The sequence below is a fragment of the Methylobacterium endophyticum genome (genome assembly GCF_050591105.1).
Classification (GTDB): domain Bacteria; phylum Pseudomonadota; class Alphaproteobacteria; order Rhizobiales; family Beijerinckiaceae; genus Methylobacterium.
Genome location: NZ_JBNHES010000005.1, coordinates 39,559 through 55,269, shown reverse-complemented (window position 1 = coordinate 55,269; position 15,711 = coordinate 39,559). Strand labels below are relative to the sequence as shown.

The 15,711-nt window shown below is 71.6% G+C and carries 14 protein-coding genes; all 14 read right to left on the bottom strand.

The genetic code is table 11. The features are described from left to right. Nucleotides 1–11: 11 nt before the first annotated feature. Nucleotides 12–1,364, bottom strand: coding sequence for an oxygen-independent coproporphyrinogen III oxidase (hemN, locus tag ACP56T_RS07590; protein WP_430911534.1), 1,353 nt, complete (start codon nt 1,362–1,364; stop codon nt 12–14). A gap of 119 nt (nt 1,365–1,483) precedes the next feature. After that, nucleotides 1,484–1,621, bottom strand: coding sequence for a cbb3-type cytochrome oxidase assembly protein CcoS (ccoS, locus tag ACP56T_RS07585; protein WP_430911533.1), 138 nt, complete (start codon nt 1,619–1,621; stop codon nt 1,484–1,486). Further along, nucleotides 1,618–3,942, bottom strand: coding sequence for a heavy metal translocating P-type ATPase (locus ACP56T_RS07580; protein WP_430911532.1), 2,325 nt, complete (start codon nt 3,940–3,942; stop codon nt 1,618–1,620). The genes ccoS and ACP56T_RS07580 overlap by 4 nt, the downstream gene beginning before the upstream one ends. A gap of 30 nt (nt 3,943–3,972) precedes the next feature. After that, a complete protein-coding gene (locus tag ACP56T_RS07575; protein WP_430911719.1) occupies nt 3,973–4,476 on the bottom strand; it encodes a FixH family protein in 504 nt (167 codons plus the stop codon). A gap of 2 nt (nt 4,477–4,478) precedes the next feature. Beyond that, nucleotides 4,479–5,993, bottom strand: coding sequence for a cytochrome c oxidase accessory protein CcoG (gene ccoG, locus ACP56T_RS07570; protein WP_430911531.1), 1,515 nt, complete (start codon nt 5,991–5,993; stop codon nt 4,479–4,481). 129 nt (nt 5,994–6,122) lie between these two features. After that, nucleotides 6,123–7,001 (bottom strand): cytochrome-c oxidase, cbb3-type subunit III, encoded by an 879-nt coding sequence (gene ccoP, locus ACP56T_RS07565; RefSeq protein ID WP_430911530.1) that lies wholly within the window; start codon nt 6,999–7,001, stop codon nt 6,123–6,125. A 5-nt stretch (nt 7,002–7,006) separates the two neighbouring features. Continuing rightward, nucleotides 7,007–7,156 carry a cbb3-type cytochrome c oxidase subunit 3 gene (locus ACP56T_RS07560; RefSeq protein WP_430911529.1) on the bottom strand — a complete coding sequence of 50 codons (150 nt, stop codon included), beginning with the start codon at nt 7,154–7,156 and terminating at the stop codon, nt 7,007–7,009. Between the two features lie 5 nt (nt 7,157–7,161). Beyond that, the gene (ccoO, locus tag ACP56T_RS07555) at nt 7,162–7,908 is read right to left on the bottom strand and encodes a cytochrome-c oxidase, cbb3-type subunit II (protein WP_430911528.1); all 747 of its coding nucleotides are present in this window, start codon (nt 7,906–7,908) and stop codon (nt 7,162–7,164) included. A gap of 70 nt (nt 7,909–7,978) precedes the next feature. Continuing rightward, the gene (gene ccoN, locus ACP56T_RS07550) at nt 7,979–9,631 is read right to left on the bottom strand and encodes a cytochrome-c oxidase, cbb3-type subunit I (RefSeq protein ID WP_430911718.1); all 1,653 of its coding nucleotides are present in this window, start codon (nt 9,629–9,631) and stop codon (nt 7,979–7,981) included. Nucleotides 9,632–9,759: 128 nt separating this feature from the next. Then, nucleotides 9,760–10,464: an ABC transporter ATP-binding protein gene (locus tag ACP56T_RS07545; RefSeq protein ID WP_430911527.1), complete on the bottom strand. Its 705-nt coding sequence runs from the start codon at nt 10,462–10,464 to the stop codon at nt 9,760–9,762. Then, nucleotides 10,451–12,355 (bottom strand): branched-chain amino acid ABC transporter ATP-binding protein/permease, encoded by a 1,905-nt coding sequence (locus ACP56T_RS07540; RefSeq protein WP_430911526.1) that lies wholly within the window; start codon nt 12,353–12,355, stop codon nt 10,451–10,453. Before ACP56T_RS07540 ends, ACP56T_RS07545 begins: the two co-directional genes overlap by 14 nt. Then, complete coding sequence (locus ACP56T_RS07535; RefSeq protein ID WP_430911525.1) at nt 12,355–13,230, bottom strand: branched-chain amino acid ABC transporter permease; 876 nt, start codon at nt 13,228–13,230, stop codon at nt 12,355–12,357. Before ACP56T_RS07535 ends, ACP56T_RS07540 begins: the two co-directional genes overlap by 1 nt. Before the next feature lie 6 nt (nt 13,231–13,236). Then, on the bottom strand, nt 13,237–14,550 hold the full coding sequence (locus ACP56T_RS07530; RefSeq protein ID WP_430911524.1) for an ABC transporter substrate-binding protein: 1,314 nt from the start codon (nt 14,548–14,550) through the stop codon (nt 13,237–13,239). A 67-nt stretch (nt 14,551–14,617) separates the two neighbouring features. Then, nucleotides 14,618–15,643, bottom strand: coding sequence for a carbon-nitrogen hydrolase family protein (locus tag ACP56T_RS07525; protein WP_430911523.1), 1,026 nt, complete (start codon nt 15,641–15,643; stop codon nt 14,618–14,620). Nucleotides 15,644–15,711: the final 68 nt, after the last annotated feature.

Here is a 15,711-nt window from a genome sequence, read left to right as displayed (position 1 = left end):
GCGGGGTTCTCTCAGGCCGCGCGGCTATGCACCGCCCCGGAGGTTCCCAGATAGGCGTCGAAGGCCGACGCGACCGTCCGGATGAACATGCGCGCCTCATCCGGCACGCGCAGCACCGGGCCCTCGCGCCGGACCAGGCCGTCGGCGACGAGGCTCTCCAGGCGCGGCAGGGCGGCGAGCAGCGTCAGCGGGTCCCGGCCGTGGTGGCGGCAGATCCGCCCGACATCGACGGCGAAGTCGCACATGATCCGCTCGATCAGCTCGGCCCGGAGGCGGTCCTCCGGCGTCAGCGCGTATCCCTTGCACGCGGCGAGCGCGCCGGCGCCGATGCGCTGCGCGTAGTCCCGCAGGGCCGGCGCGTTCTGGACGAACCCCTGCGGCAGCCGGCCGATGGAGGAGGCGCCGAGGCCGATCAGCACCTCGCTCTCGTCGGTGGTGTAGCCCTGGAAGTTCCGCCGCAGCCGCCCTTGCCTCTGCGCGACCGCCATCGGATCGCCCGGCAGGGCGTAGTGGTCGAGGCCGATCCGCCGATAGCCGGCCCGCGCGAGCGTGTCGGCGATGGCGTCCGCCTGGGCCTGCCGGGCGCTCCCGTCCGGCAGCGTGTCGGCGTCGATATGGCGCTGGTGCTTCTTGAAGGCGGGCACATGGGCGTATCCGAACACGGCGAAGCGGTCGGGACGCAGCTCCAGGCAGCGCAGGACCGTGTCGACGCAGGCGGCGACGGTCTGGTGCGGCAGACCGTAGATCAGGTCGAGATTGATCCCCCGCACGCCGGCCGCCCTGAGGGCCGCCGCCGCCGAGGCGGTCGCCTCGAAGCCCTGCCGGCGGCGGATCGCCTCCTGGACGACGGGATCGAAGCTCTGGACCCCGAGGCTCGCGCGATTCACGCCGACCCGGCCGAGGGCGGCCGCCATCTCGGGGACGAGGGTGCGCGGGTCGATCTCGACGGCGATCTCGGCGGCCGGATCGACGGGAAAGCGCGCCCGCAGCGCCGCGATCAGGCCCGCGAAGTCCGCCGGGGTCATGACCGTGGGGGTGCCGCCGCCGAAATGGATGTGCCGTACCGGCGGCGGCGCGTCGAGACGGGCCGCGACGAGGTCGATCTCCTGCCGCAGCAGCGCGACGTAATCGGCGATCGGCCCGTCGTGCCGGGTGATGCTGGTGTGGCAGCCGCAATACCAGCACATCGCGCGGCAGAACGGGACATGCAGGTAGAGCGAGGCGGCGGCCCCCGCCGGAAGGTCCCGCAGCCAGTCCGCGTAGGTGGCGGCCCCGACGCCGGCCGTGAAATGCGGGCTCGGCGGATAGCTCGTGTAGCGGGGCAGACGCTCGTCGCCGTAGCGCGCCCTCAGGTCCTCCCGCATGCCGCCCTCCTCGTTCCCGGTCGGGCCCCGACCGGTCCCGAGGGGCAGCGGTAAGGTCCCCTCGCCCCGCCTTCCTTGATGTGGCGCAAGCGGCGGGACCGTCTTCCGGCGGGGCGCGGTCAGTCGTCGTCGAGGGCGCGGTATTCGGCGCCCTCGATGTCCTCGTACTGGCCGCTGCCGAGCGCCCACAGGAAGGCGAACAGGCCGAGCGTGCCGAGCGCGAGAGCGAGGGGGATGACGAGGAGCAGGACGTTCACGGGCGGGCTCCGGCGATCCGGGCGGCGGCCGGCCCCGGCGTCCCGGCCTCCCCGGAGGCGGCGGGGCGCGGTCCGCCGGAACGGGCCCGCAGCGCGTTGAGCGTGACGACGACGGACGAGCCGGACATCGCCAGCGCCGCGATCAGCGGCGTCAGCAGCCCGGCCGCCGCCAGCGGAACCGCGACGACGTTGTAGGCGGCCGAGAACCAGAGGTTCTGCATCATGAGGCGCCGCGCCCGCCGCCCGGCCGCGAGCACGGCGAGGACCGGGGCGAGGCCGCGCCCGAGGAACAGGGCGTCGGCGGCCGCCTGGCTGACATGCGCGGCGCTCACCGGCGAGAGCGAGGCATGGGCGGCGGCGAGCGCGGGGGCGTCGTTGAGGCCGTCGCCGACCATCAGCACGCGCCGGCCCTGCCGCTGGAGGGCCTCGATCCGGGCGATCTTGTCGGAGGGGGTCAGCCCGGCCTCCCAGTCCGCCACCCCGAGCCGGGCGGCGACGGCCTCGACGGCGGATGCCCGGTCGCCGGAGAGGATGAGAACGCGCCGGCCCGACGCCCGCAGGGCCTCGATCACCTCCGGGGCGTCGGCGCGCAGCGCCTGGCGCACGGGGAAGGCCACCGGCGCGTCGCCCTCCGCCCGGAAGCAGATCACCGAGGCGTCGGGATGGGCGGCGAGCGCTGCGGTGGCCTCCGCCTCCGCCTCGCAGAAGCGGGGGGAGCCGAGACGCAGCGCGACCCCGTCGACGAGGGCGCGCACGCCGAGCCCCGCCGCCTCCTGCGCGCCGGGAAACGGGCCCGCGCCCTCCGCCGCCCCCACCAGCGCCGTCGCCATCGGGTGCCGGCTGGACAGGGCGAGCCGCGCCGCCAGCGCCAGGACGCGCGGGTCGTGGCCCGCCTCCGCCAGCGCCGGGATCGGCAGGGTCAGGGTGCCGGTCTTGTCGAAGGCGATGGTGTCGATCTCGGCGAAGCGCTCCAGGGCCGTGCCGTCGTTCAGCAGGACGCCCTCGCGGAACAGGGCGCCGGCCGCCACCACCTGCACGGCCGGGATGGCGAGGCCGAGCGCGCAGGGGCAGGTCACGATCAGGACAGCGACGGCGTCGAGAAGCGCCGCGTGCCAGCCGGCGCCCGCCGCGAGCCATCCGGCCAGGGTCAGCGCCGCCGCCGCGTGGACCAGCGGGACGTAGAGGCGCGTCGCCTTGTCGGCGAGGACGAGGCTGCGCGAGCGGGCCTCCAGCGCGCGGCGCATCAGCCCTTCCACCTCGTCGAGCAGGCTGGCGCCCGGCGCCGTGGCGATCCGCACGGTGAGGGCGCCGCTGCCGTTGAGCGCCCCGGCGAAGACCCGGTCGCCGCCCCGGACGGAGACGGCGGCGGTCTCTCCGGTGACGAGGCTCTGGTCGAGATCGGAGGCGCCGTGCTCGACCACGCCGTCCGCCGGCACCCGCTCGCCGGGCCGCACGAGGATGCGGACCCCCGGCGCGAGCTCCGCCACCGGCACCTCGCGCAGGGTTCCGGCCGCGTCGACCAGGGTCGCGCTCTCGGCGCGCAGCGCGGCGAGGTTCTCCGCGAAGGCGCGCGTGCGTCGGCGCATCGCCTGATCGAGGACGCGCCCGATCAGGAGGAAGAACAGCAGCATCACGGCGCCGTCGAAATAGGCGTGGGGGGCGCCCGAGAGGGTCTCGATCACGGACATCGCCAGGGTCAGCACGACGCCGAGCGTGATCGGGAAGTCCATCGTCACCCGGCCCGCCCGCAGGCCGCGGAAGGCGCCCTCGTAGAAGGGGCGCCCGGCATAGGCGGCGGCCGGCAGCGCGATCACCGCCTGGATCCAGTGGAAGAGGTCGCGGTTCTCCGGCGTCATGTCCGAGATGTTGCCGGCCCAGACCGAGATCGCGAGGAGCATCACGTTCATGGAGGCGAAGCCGGCCACGGCGAGGGCCCGGATCAGGCGCTGCGTCTCCGCCGTCTCCGCGTCGTTCGGGCGGGCGGGGTTGAAGGGATGCGCCTCGAAGCCGAGCCCCTTCAGGGCGGCGATCACCGCGCCGATCTCCGCCTCGGCCCCCGGTTTCCAGGTCACGGCGAGGCGCCGGTCGGAAAAGTTGAGACGGGCGGCCGCCAATCCGGGAAGGTCGGCGAGCCCCCGCTCGATGGTGCTCATGCAGCCCGCGCAGCGCACGCCCTCGACGGCGAACTCGGCGCGCGTCGCGCCGTCCGCCCCGCGCGACAGGAAGGCGGCGTAGTCGCGCGCCAGCGAGGGCCGGGTGTTCGCCTCGCTCCAGGAGGCATGGGCCTCGACATAGGCGAGCGCCGTATCGGTGCAGCACATCGGCGTTGTCCGCTCAGCCCTATCCCGCGCTCAGCCCAGGATCACCCGGTGCCTTCGCCGGAACGCGACGCCGTCCCCCTCCAGCACCTCCACGACCAGCTCCCATTGCCCCGCCGCCACCGCCGGGAGCCGGGCCGCGTAGAGGCCGGGCGCGGTCTCGGCGACGGCGACCGCGAGGTCCGCGCGCTTGTCGACGGGCCGCTCCAGGCGCACCCGCAGGGTCCTGCCGGCGAGCGGGCCCGCATCGGCGTCCCGCGCCGTGACGGTCACGCGCGCGCCGCCCTGCCCGTCGCGCGCGACGGTGCCGTCGAGGGACCAGCCCCGCGCGTCCTGCGCCCGCGCCCGCTTCAGCTCCGCGTTGTAGCGCTGGCTCGCCTGGTAGGAGGACGGGGATTCGAGCCCGGACCAGGTGCCGAAGGCCGACGTGACCAGCACCGCGTCGGCGCCGGCGATGATGCCGAAGAAGGCGGCGAGGATCGCGAACACCTTGCGCCCGGTGAGGCGCGGGGCGGCGGCGGGCAGGGTCACGGGCATGGTCACGGCGCCTTGAAGGTGTCCTGGGCGTGGGCCGTCTCGCCCGTCGCCGGATCGGTGATGCGGAAGGTGAGCGGCACGGAGCGGTCCGGGCGCGTATCCGCCGGGGCGAACACGAGGACGCGGAACTCCTGCGTCGAATCGGAGGGAACCGGCATGTCCTCCGGCGTGCCGCCGACGACCTCGACCCGCGATTCGGGCAGGCCCTCGACGGCGAGCGCGAAGCGCCGCTCTCCCGGCCGCTTGTTGATGAGCCGGACCGTGTAGCCGTTGCGGACCGAGCCGTCCGAGAGCGTCACGAAGAGCGGCTGGCGGTCGTGCAGCACGCTCAGGGAGACGAAGCTGCGGGTCGCCAGGCCGTAGAGCATGATCCCGCCGACGGTGGCGACGAGGATGCCGTACAGCACGGTCCTCGCCCGCAGGATCCGGCTCACCGGCGGGCCGCCGGCCGCCCGGCTCCGGCGGTTGGCCTCGGTATCGTACCCGATCAAGGACTTGGGACGCCCGAGCTTGCCCATGACGGTGTCGCAGGCGTCGACGCACAGGCCGCATTGGATGCAGTCCATCTGCAAGCCGTCGCGGATGTCGATGCCGGCCGGGCAGGCCGTGACGCAGGCGAAGCAGTCCACGCAGTCGCCGGCGGGCTGGCCGGCGGCGCGCAGCAGCGCGGTGCGCTTGGCCGAGACGCGCGGCTCGCCGCGATCGTCGCGGTAGAGGATGTTGAGCGAGTGCTCGTCGGTGAGCGAGCCCTGGATGCGCGGCCAGGGGCACATGTAGGTGCAGACCTGCTCGCGCATGTGGCCCGCCAGCAGGTAGGTGGTCGCCGTCAGCGTCAGGATGGCGACATAGGCGACGGCCGGGGCCTGGAAGGTCGCGAGCCGCGTCACCAGGGTGGGCGCGTCGGCGAAGTAGAGCACCCAGGCGCCCCCGGTCCACCAGGCGATGAGCAGCCAGATGGCATGCTTCATCGTGCGCAGCGCGAGCTTCTCGATCGACCAGGGCGCGGCGTCGAGCTTCAGCCGTTCGCGCCGGTCGCCCTCCACCAGCCGCTCGACGGCGAGGAACAGGTCGGTCCAGACGGTCTGCGGGCAGAGGTAGCCGCACCAGACCCGGCCCGCGACGGCGTTCATCAGGAAGAGGATGAAGGCCGCCAGGATCAGCAGGCCCATCACGTAGGTGACGTCCTGCGGCCAGAGCTCGATGGAGAAGAAGTAGAACCGGCCCCGGTCGAGATCGAGCAGCACCGCCTGCGAGGGCTCGCCGGGCCCGCGCTGCCAGCGGAGGAAGGGCACGAGGTAGTAGACGCTCAGCGTGACCGCGAGCAGGATCCACTTGATCGTGCGGAAGGTGCCGCGGACGGCCTGGGGCTGGATCTTGCGCCGCGCGGCGTAGAGCGAGCCGGTCTCGGCCGGGATGGCCTTGCGCGTCGCGGCGGCGCCGAACTTCTTGGCGCGCCCCGGCGGTGTCGGGCGGGGCGCGGCGGCGGCGACGCTGTCGGTCGGTTCGGCAAGGGGCATCGGTACGGGTCCCGTCCGGCTGCGGGCCGGTGCCGCCGTCGTTAGAGGGGGCGGCGGCCGGCTGCCTTGATCTCGCGCAACCGGCGCCCGCCGGCCGTCTGGCCGGCGGGGTCTTCGGCCTGTTTCCGGCTATTTGCCGCCGCCGAGGCTGTGCACGTAGACCGCGAGCGACTTGATGGTCGCCGGATCGAGGCGGTTCTCCCAGGCGGGCATCACGCCCCTGCGCCCGTTCGTCACCGTGGCGACGACCTGTTCCGGCGCAGAGCCGTAGAGCCAGATCGGATCGGTGAGGTTCGGCGCGCCCATCTCGGGATTGCCCTTGGCGGCCTCCCCGTGGCAGGCGGCGCAGTTGCCGGCGAAGACCTCGGCGCCCTTCTCGGTGCTCGCTCCGGCCACGCCCGCCTTGCCCGAGAGCGAGAGCACGTAGCTCGCCACCGCCTCGACCTCGTCGCGCTTGAGGATGCCGTCGCGTCCGAAGGCGGGCATGTCGCCGACATGCGCCTCGCCGTTGCCGGAGCGGGCACCGTAACGGATGGTCTTCTCGATCTCCTCGGCCGTCCCGCCCCAGAGCCAGTCGTCGTCCTGGAGGTTGGGATAGCCGATCCGGCCGGTGGCGGAGCTGCCGTGGCAGGCGGCGCAGTTGTCGCCGAACGCGGCCTTGCCGGTGGCGAGCGCCAGGCGCAGCAGCGCCGGATCGGCGCGGATCTCCGCGACCGAGGCGCTGGCGAGCTGCGCCTGTCCGCGCGCGGCGCGCTCCCGGCGCACCGTCTCGACCTCGCCGAGCACCGTGGCGCGCTGTGAGTAGCCGAGCACGCCGGAGGTGTAGCCGCTCACGAGCGGCCAGGCCGGATACGCGATCCAGTAGCCGAAGGCCCAGACGATGGTCGCGTAGAGGCCGTAGAGCCACCAGCGCGGCAGGGGATTGTTGTACTCGGCGATGCCGTCCCAGTCGTGCCCGGTCGTCTCCGGGCTGGCGGGGGGCTTGCCGGGGTTCGCTGCGTCGGCCACGGCGGTCAGTCCTCGATCAGGGGAAGGTGGGCGGCCGCGTCGAACCGGGCACGGTTGCGCGGCCAGAAGGCGTACAGGGCGACGCCGGCGAAGATGCCGACGAAGTAGAGAAGACCCGTGGTCTGCGCGAAGGCGGCGGCGGATTCGTAGGTCATGGCCCTCACCTGAGGTTCTTCTTGTCTTCGTAGAGCTTGAAGTCGACCATGGTGCCCAAGACTTGCAGGTAGGCGATCAGGGCGTCGATCTCGGCGGCCCTGGCCTTGTCCCCTCCGAAGTCGCGCACGTTGGCGCCGGGATAGCGGCGTTGCAGGTCGGCGGCGCCGGGGCCGTCCGGGTCGAGCTGCGCCTTCAGGTCGCCGCGCGCCGAGGCCACCATCTCGTCCGAATAGGGGACGCCGAGGGCGCGGTTGGCCTTGAGGTCCTCGGCGATGGCGTCGGCGTCGAGCGGCCGCTCGAGGAAGGCGTAGGCCGGCATGATCGAGGTCGGGACCACGGAGCGCGGGTCCTTCAGGTGCTCGCGGTGCCACTGGTCCGAATACTTGCCGCCGACGCGGGCGAGGTCGGGGCCAGTGCGCTTCGATCCCCACTGGAAGGGGTGGTCGTACATGCTCTCCGCCGCCAGCGAGAAATGGCCGTAGCGCTCGATCTCGTCGCGCATCGGACGGATCATCTGGCTATGGCAGAGGTAGCAGCCCTCGCGGATGTAGATGTTGCGCCCGGCGAGCTCGAGGGGCGTGTAGGGGCGGACGCCCTCGACCTTCTCGACGGTGCTCTTCAGGTAGAACAGCGGCGTGATCTCGACGAGGCCGCCGATGGCCACGACGATGAGCGCGCCGATGAGCAGGAGGATGGAGTTCTTCTCGAGGATCTCGTGCCTCTTCCAGAGGCCGGGCTGCGCGGTGGCCATGACAGTGGTCCGTGATGCGGGAGTTTCGCGGGGGCGCGGGGCCGCCGGACGGCGGCCCCGAGGCGGGGATTCACTCGGCGGGCGCGAGGCCGGCGGCGTCGGGGCGCGTGCCGCCCGGCGTCAGGGGCTCGCTCTCGGCGGAGGTCTTGCCCGCGATGGTCATGGCGAGGTTGTAAGCCATGATCAGGCCGCCGATCAGGAACAGCACCCCGCCGAGCGCCCGGACCAGGTAGTAGGGCTGCATCGCCTCCACGGTCTCGACGAAGGAGTATTCGAGGAAGCCGAGGGCATTGTAGGCGCGCCACATCAGGCCCTGCATGATGCCGGCGACCCACATCGAGCTGATGTACAGCACGATGCCGAGGGTCGAGACCCAGAAGTGCCACTCGACGAGCTTCAGCGAATAGAGCTCGCGCCGGTTCCACAGCCAGGGGACGAGGCAGTACAGGGCGCCAAAGGAGATGTAGGCGACCCAGCCGAGCGCGCCCGAATGGACGTGGCCGATGGTCCAGTCCGTGTAGTGCGAGAGCGCGTTGACGGCCTTGATGGACATCATCGGCCCCTCGAAGGTGGCCATGCCGTAGAAGGCCAGCGACACCACCATGAAGCGCAGCACCGGATCGGTGCGGAGCTTGTCCCAGGCTCCCGACAGCGTCATCAGGCCGTTGATCATGCCGCCCCAGGAGGGCATCCACAGCATGATCGAGAAGGTCATGCCCAGGGTCTGCGCCCAGTCCGGCAGGGCGGTGTAGTGCAGGTGGTGCGGGCCTGCCCAGATATACATGAAGATCAGCGCCCAGAAGTGGATGATCGACAGGCGGTACGAGTAGATCGGCCGCTCGGCGCGCTTCGGGACGAAGTAGTACATGATCGCCAGGAAGCCGGCGGTGAGGAAGAAGCCCACCGCGTTGTGGCCGTACCACCACTGGATCAGGGCATCCTGCACGCCCGCGAACATCGGGTAGGATTTCGAGCCGAAGATCGTGACCGGCATCGCCAGGTTGTTGACGATGTGCAGCATCGCGATCGTCACGATGAAGGCCAGGTAGAACCAGTTCGCGACGAAGATGTGCGGCTCCTTGCGCTTCCACAGGGTCGCGAGGAAGACGAGCAGGTAGACCACCCACACGATGGTCAGCCACAGGTCGGCGTACCATTCGGGCTCGGCGTATTCCTTCGACTGGGTCACGCCCATGAGGTAGCCGGTGCCGGCCACGACGATGAACAGGTTGTAGCCGAGCACCACGAACCACGGCGCCAGATCGCCCGCGAGCCGCGCCCGGCTGGTGCGCTGCACCACGTAGAGCGAGGTCCCGATCAGGACGTTGCCGCCGAAGGCGAAGATCACCGCCGAGGTGTGCAGCGGCCGCAGGCGGCCGAAGGTGGTGTATTCGAGGCCGAGATTGAGCGACGGCGCCCAGAGCTGGAAGGCGATGATGCAGCCGACGAGGAAGCCGGCGATGCCCCAGCCCATGGCCGCGACGGTCGCGAACTTCACGGGCCCGAGATTGTAGTTCGGGCGGCCGTCGATCTCCTGCGGCGTCGGCGCGGCCGGCCGCTTCTCGTAGCGCTTCAGGATGGCGGCGGCGCCGGCGATGCCGGCGATGGCGAACAGCGCCATGTGGATGCCGAACGGCGCGTCCACCGCCCGCGAGGATGCGAGGGCGCACAGGAACGCCCCGACCAGGCAGGAGAGGCTCAGCCCCACCTCCCCTTCTGTCATGTATTTGGGAACGGGTATCGCGGCCATGCTCGTCGACGCGCCTCGGGAGGAAGTATCCCGTTGCGCTTAGGGAGCCGGCCGGCCCGCAGCCTTGATTTGCATCAAGCGGGGCCGTCCGGGCTCCCGCTTCAGGCGGCGAGCCCCATGAAGCCGTGCATCGGCGCCGGGTCGGCGCGCAGGTCGGCGGCCCGTCCCTCGTAGACGACGTGGCCGTTGTTGAAGCCGTAGACCCGGTCGGCGAAGCTCAGCACCGCCGCGACGTCCTGCTCCACCACGACGATGGTGCGCCCTTCCCCGGCGAGCCGCTTCGTCAGGGCGACGAGATCCCGCACGATCAGCGGCGCCAGCCCCTCGAAGGGCTCGTCGAGCAGGATGATGCGCGGGTCGCGGATCAGGGCGCGGGCGATCGACAGCATCTGCTGCTCGCCCCCCGAGAGCGTGCGCGCCCGCGAGAGGCGCCGCTCCTTGAGGCGGGGAAACACCTCCCAGATCCGGTCGAGGGACCAGGGCTTGGGGGCGGTCAGCCGGGCGACGCGCAGGTTCTCCTCGACGGTGAGCCCGCCGAACACGGCGCGCTCCTCCGGCACGAGCTGCATGCCGACCCGCGCGATCCTGGCCGGCGGCAGGCCGTGGATCGGCTTGCCGTCGAGGCGGATGGCGCCGCTTCGAGGCTTGAGCACGCCCATGACGGTGCGCAGGGTCGTGGTCTTGCCGGCGCCGTTGCGCCCGAGCAGGGCCACGACCTCGTTCTCCTCGACCCGCAGGGACACGTCGAACAGGACGTGGGAGTCCCCGTAGAGGGTGTTGACGCCCTCGACCTCAAGCAGGCTCATGCACGCTCTCCCCCAGGCAGGCGCCGTCTTCCTTGGCCGCGCCGAGATAGGCTTTCTGGACCGCCGGATCGCGGCGCACCGTCCCGGCGGGTCCGTCGGCGAGGAGGCGGCCCTCGCTCAGCACGGTGATGCGCTCGGCGAGCCCGAACACCGCGTCGAGATCGTGCTCCACGAGGAGGACGGTGCAGGCTCGGGCGATGCGCCGGATCAGGGCGCAGGTCGCGGTGCGCTCCGACAGGCTCATGCCGGCGAGCGGTTCGTCGAGGAGGAGCACGTTGGGGCTGGTGGCGAGCGCCATGCCGATCTCCAGGCGCCGCTTCTCGCCATAGGCGAGCACGCTGGCCGGCATCCGCGCCCGTCCGGCGAGGTCGAGGATGTCGAGCAGGGCGTCGACCTGCGCCTCGACCTCGGGCCGGGCCGTGGCCGGGGCGAGTAGGTCCAGGCGGAAGGTGCCCCGCGCCCGCGCGAGCGCCGCCACCCGCAGGTTGTCGCGCACGCTCAGGCCCAGGAAGAGCTGGTTGAGCTGGTTGCTCTTGGCGACGCCCCGCTGGGCGGCGCGGCTGACCCCGGCGCCGGTCAGGCGCTCGCCGAACAGCAGCACCTCCCCGGCGCTCGGGCTCACCTCGTCGAGCAGCATCTTGAACAGGGTGCTCTTGCCGGCTCCGTTGGGGCCGATCACCGCATGGATCGAGCCCCGGCGAACGGTGAAGCTCACCCCGTCGACCGCCTTCAGGCCGCCGTAGTGGCGGGCGAGGCCGCGCGCCTCCAGCGCGATCTCGCCATACGAGTCGCGGGCCTCGATCGCGGGCCGCGGCATCGGCAGCGCGACCTCCTCCGGGACGGCGGGGACGTCGATGGTGCCGCCCGAGGCTTCGATCGCCTCCGTGCGGGCTCGCTCCGCCTGCAGCAGGGCCGCGTCCCGGCGCTGGCGCCAGCGATGCAGGATCTCCCCGCAGATGCCCCGGCGCAGGCCCATGACCAGCCCGATGAAGGCGAGCCCGAGCATGAGCTTCCAGAGCGGGCCCAGGCCCGGAACGAGCTGGAGGTTGTCGCGCAGCCACAGCCAGAGCGCCGCCCCGACCAGGGGGCCGATCAGCGTGCCGACGCCGCCGACGACCGCCTGCACCACGAGCTGGCCGGAGGTCTCCAGGGAGAAGGCGTCCGGCGGCATGTAGCTCTGGAACGGCCCCAGCATCGCCCCGGCGAGGCCGCCGTAGAAGGCGGCGATGGTGAAGGCGGCGAGCTTGTAGGCGGGAACGTCGTGGCCGAGCATCGCCACCCGCGCGGTGTTCTCCTTGAGCGCCTTCAGGATCAGGCCCACCGCCGAGCGGGCGATGCGCCGGGCGAGGACGAAGCCGACGAAGAAGGCGGCGGCGAGCAGCGCGTACATCGGCAGGCCGGCGGTGATCCGCACCGACCACGCCCCGAAGCCGAGCACCGGCACGGGCACGCCGGGCAGGCCGTTCTCGCCGCCGGTATAGGCGGAGAGCGGGGAGTTCTGGATGAAATAGGCCATCTGGCCGAAGGCCAGGGTGATCATGGCGAAGTAGATGCCGATGCGCCGCACCGCCAGCCAGCCGACCGCGAGCCCCAGCACCCCCGCGGCCAGCGTCCCGACGAGGCAGGCGAGCCAGACGCTCTGGAGCGTGCCCGAGACGAGGAGATAGGCGGCGACGAAGCCGCCGAGCCCGTAGAAGGCCGCCTGGCCGAAGGAGAGCAGCCCCGCGAGTCCGAACAGGATGTCGAGGCCGAGCCCGAACAAGGCCCAGTTGAGCGCCCGCGACAGCAGGTCGTGGGAGAAGCCGAGCGGCGGGAGCGCCACCGGCGCCGCGACGAGCGCGGCGACGAGCGCGAGTTCCGGCAGTAGCGCCGGGAGGAGCGGCTTGCGCATCAGACGCGTCCCTCCGTGCCGAACAGCCCCTGCGGCCGCGCCACGAGGACGAGGGCCATCAGGCCGTAGAGCATCACCTCGGAATAGGCGGAGTCGAAGGCGCTCGTCAGGCTGATGATCTCGCCGGCGATCAGCCCGCCCAGCACCGCGCCCGGAAACGAGCCGAGGCCGCCCAGCACGATCACCACGAAGGACTGCACCATGAAGCTCGCGCCCATGTCGGGCGTCACCGACACCACGGGCGCGTAGAGCATCCCGGCGAGTCCCACCGCGACGATGCCGACGGCGAAGACCAGCATGAAGGTCCGGCGCACGTCGATGCCGAGGATGCCGACCATGCCGGCGTTCTCGATGCCGGCGCGCACCACGAGGCCGATCGCCGTGCGGTAGAGCAGCAGGTAGAAGCCGACCAGCAGCGCGCAGACGATGCCGATGAGCTGGAGGCGGTAGGTCGGGTAGACGAGGAAGCCGAGCTTCGTCGCGCCGACCCCCCAGGAGGGCACCGGCACGCGCTGGCTGTTGCCGCCGAACCAGGCCCGCAGGCCCTCCACCAGCACGATGCCGATGCCGTAGGTCACAAGGATCTGGTCCTCGTCCGGCCGGGCGTAGAAGTGGCGGATGACGAGCCGCTCCATGGCGAAGCCGATGATGAGCATCACCGCGCATCCGCCGAGCAGCGCCAGGACGAAGGACTGCGTCGCCTGCATCATGACGAAGGCGGTGTAGGCGCCCACGGCGAACAGGGCGCCGTGGGCGAAGTTGAGCACGCCGAGCGTGCCCAGGATGATGGTGAGCCCGCTGGCGACCAGCGCCAGCAAGCTACCCAGGGCCAGGCCGTTGAAGGTCTGGGAGAGGAGGACGGCGGTGCTCGGCATGGCGCGTCAGGTGTAGGAGCCGAGCTTGCACCCGAACAGGTCGGGCGGGTTCATCACGGCCTCGCCCTCGACCACGTCCACGACCTCGTAGAAATCCTCCGGTCCCTTCATGGCGGAAGGGGCCTTGCCCTTCAGGATCGGGATCGGGCGGACCATCTGATGGTCCTCGGCGCGGTAATAGACCTTGCCGAGGGTGGTCGCGTAGGGCTGCGCCTTGGAGGCCTCCATCACCTTGATGACGTCGACCGGGTTGAAGCCCCCAGCCCGTTCCACGGACAGCGCCCAGAGATAGGTCTGGAGATAGGCGATGTGCGCGCCCCAGCGCGGACGGTACTTGTTCCGCGCGAAGAAGCTCTCCACGAAGTGCTTGGCGAGCGGCTCGCGGTCCTCCATCGTCCACCAGAAGTCGCAGGAGCCGTACACGCCCTGCATGAGCTGCGCCCCGACCTCCTTGTCCTGGAAGCAGGACAGGTTCGGCACGACGAGCTTCATGCTGGAGAGCACGCCGAACTGCTCGGCCTGCTTGGTGGAGGCCACGGAATCGGCCCCGAAGCAGATGTTCACGAACACGTCCGCGCCGCTGTTGGCGATGTTGAGCAGGGCCGAGCTGTAATCGGCGGTGCCGAGCGGGACCGTCTCCTTCAGCACCTGGGTCCAGCCGGCCTCCTTCGAGAACTTGGCGAAGGACTCGTAGACCGACTGGCCGTAGCTGTAGTCCGGCACCAGGAAGGCGGCCTTGAGCTTGCTGCCGAGGGCCTTGGCGACCACGGGGGCCAGCGCCTTGGCCGCCATGTAGGCGTTCTGCTGCGAGCGGAAGCCGTAGCGCTGGCAGTTCTTGCCGGTGATGTCGTTCGAGCCGGCGATGCCGACCATGTAGAGAACCTTGTCGCGGCTCGCGAGCTCCTCCAGCGCGATCGCCTCGGAGCTGCTGACCGAGCCCTGGAACAGGATCGCCTTGTCGCGCTGGATGAACTGGGTGGCCGCCTGCACGGCGACGTTTGGCTTGCCCTCCGTGTCCGAGATCTTGTGGCGGATCTGGCGGCCGAGCACGCCCTTGCCCTTGAGGCCCCAGGCGGACGGGATCTCCCCGCCGGCGTTGATCTGCGCGATGGCGAGCTCGTAGCCGAGCTTCAGGTCGCTGCCGTCGCCGGAGAAGACGCCGGTGAGCGGCATGTTCAGCCCGACGAAGACCGAATCGGCGGTGACGCCCTCGGGGAAGGTCCCGATCTGGGCGGGCGTCTGCGCCATGGCCCCGCGCAGGGGCGAGAGCATCAATCCCGCGGCGCTTCCGAGGATGAGCTTGCGACGGTCGACGAGCATGAGGGATCTCCAGTCGGGCGGGCCCTCGACCGGAGCGGAGCCGGCCGGGGCGGGTTCGGGTCTGATGTCAGCCGCGCTCGGCGGGCGCGGCGGCGGTCTCGGGAGCGGGCGGGGACGGGGGCGGCCCGTCGCGGAACGCGGCGGGGGAGAGGCGGCGCCGGTTCACGCCGAGCTCGAACACGTCGAAGCGGTTGTAGTAGCCGACGACGTCGTGGAACTGCTTGGGCTCGACGCAGGCGTTGAGGTCGATCTCCGCGTAGAGGATGCCCTCGTCCTGGAGGGCCTCGCCGATCTGCGCCCCGGTGGGGTCGACGAAGTAGGAGGCCGGGCGCGGCGTCCCCTCCAGCACCTCGGCGGCGGCCGGATCGCGCGCCGCCATCATCTCGAAGGCGGTCCGGTCGAGGACGCCGGCGGTGACGAGACCGAACACCTTCGCCTCGAAGCAATGCGCGCTCGCCCGGATGCGGTTGGCCGCGGCGATGTCGTAGTTGCCGCCGCCCGCCGGCCGTCGCGTCGGCCAGACCGGGGGCCAGGACGAGATGTGGAACTGCTCGCCCTGCGCCATCAGGCTGTAGCGGGCGAGCGGGTTGGTGTTCTCGCCGCAGATGAGCTGCCCGATCCGGCCGACGGCGGTCTCGACGACCTTCAGGCCGGCGCCGTCCCCCGGCGCCCAGACCAGCTTCTCGTAATAGGTCGGCATGAGCTTGCGGTGGTGGTTGAGCAGGCTGCCGTCCTCGCCGATCAGCAGGTTGCTGTTCCACAGGCAGCCGACGCTGGCGGGCGAGCGCTCGCTGATGCCGATCGAGACGACGATGCCGGCGGCCCTGGCTGCGTCCTTCAGCCTGGCGACCTCGGGCCCGTCCACGAGCACCGACTGCTCGGCCATGCGCAGGAACAGGTCGTGGGTGTCGATGGGCGGGAACAGGGCGGCCCAGACCGGAAAGGCCGGGATGAAGGTCTCGGGGAAGGCGATCAGCGACGCGCCGGCCCTGGCCGCCTCCCGGATCATGGAGACGGCCTTCTCCGTCGTCGCGGCGGCGTCGAGGAAGACCGGGGCCGCCTGCACGGCGGCGGCTTTGAAGCGAGGGAGCATGGGTGGTCCTTTCGCGCAGAGCCTAGCGGCCGGAGCGCCGGCGCGAAGCGGGTAAATCTGCAAGGCCG

Bases quoted from the DNA above. Each gene is read 5' to 3' on its own strand.
- hemN (WP_430911534.1), bottom strand. From the start codon at position 1,364: ATGCGGGAGGACCTGAGGGCGCGCTACGGCGACGAGCGTCTGCCCCGC.
- ACP56T_RS07580 (WP_430911532.1), bottom strand. From the start codon at position 3,942: ATGTGCTGCACCGATACGGCGCTCGCCTATGTCGAGGCCCATGCCTCC.
- ACP56T_RS07575 (WP_430911719.1), bottom strand. From the start codon at position 4,476: ATGCCCGTGACCCTGCCCGCCGCCGCCCCGCGCCTCACCGGGCGCAAG.
- ccoG (WP_430911531.1), bottom strand. From the start codon at position 5,993: ATGCCCCTTGCCGAACCGACCGACAGCGTCGCCGCCGCCGCGCCCCGC.
- ACP56T_RS07560 (WP_430911529.1), bottom strand. From the start codon at position 7,156: ATGACCTACGAATCCGCCGCCGCCTTCGCGCAGACCACGGGTCTTCTC.
- ccoO (WP_430911528.1), bottom strand. From the start codon at position 7,908: ATGGCCACCGCGCAGCCCGGCCTCTGGAAGAGGCACGAGATCCTCGAG.
- ccoN (WP_430911718.1), bottom strand. From the start codon at position 9,631: ATGACAGAAGGGGAGGTGGGGCTGAGCCTCTCCTGCCTGGTCGGGGCG.
- ACP56T_RS07545 (WP_430911527.1), bottom strand. From the start codon at position 10,464: ATGAGCCTGCTTGAGGTCGAGGGCGTCAACACCCTCTACGGGGACTCC.
- ACP56T_RS07540 (WP_430911526.1), bottom strand. From the start codon at position 12,355: ATGCGCAAGCCGCTCCTCCCGGCGCTACTGCCGGAACTCGCGCTCGTC.
- ACP56T_RS07535 (WP_430911525.1), bottom strand. From the start codon at position 13,230: ATGCCGAGCACCGCCGTCCTCCTCTCCCAGACCTTCAACGGCCTGGCC.
- ACP56T_RS07530 (WP_430911524.1), bottom strand. From the start codon at position 14,550: ATGCTCGTCGACCGTCGCAAGCTCATCCTCGGAAGCGCCGCGGGATTG.
- ACP56T_RS07525 (WP_430911523.1), bottom strand. From the start codon at position 15,643: ATGCTCCCTCGCTTCAAAGCCGCCGCCGTGCAGGCGGCCCCGGTCTTC.